The organism is Actinomycetospora sp. NBRC 106378, from assembly GCF_030269685.1.
Lineage (GTDB): Bacteria > Actinomycetota > Actinomycetes > Mycobacteriales > Pseudonocardiaceae > Actinomycetospora.
Map to the genome: position 1 here is coordinate 1 of NZ_BSTT01000052.1, position 215 is coordinate 215.

The 215-nt window shown below is 71.6% G+C and carries 1 pseudogene; it reads right to left on the reverse strand.

Annotated elements, in window-relative coordinates:
* Nucleotides 1–187: pseudogene (locus tag QSK00_RS30365) on the reverse strand (IS481 family transposase); the annotation flags it as partial.
* Nucleotides 188–215 lie beyond the last annotated feature (28 nt).

The following is a 215-nucleotide window of genomic DNA, read 5'->3' on the forward strand; positions in this document are numbered from 1 at the left end:
GGTCATCGACGATGTCGACCGCCCAGAACGGGGTGCCGTCGGCGAGGTGGTGCATCGCCCCGTCGATCTGCCAGAGCTGGTTGGGATGCGGATAGGTGAACCGCTGCCCCTCGTAGCGGTAGCGGGTCCCACGCGGGCGGGAGACCCGCAGCGCCCCGTCGCCGTGGCGGGCCAGGACCTGCTGCACGGTGGAGATCGAGGGCAGCGCGGACAGG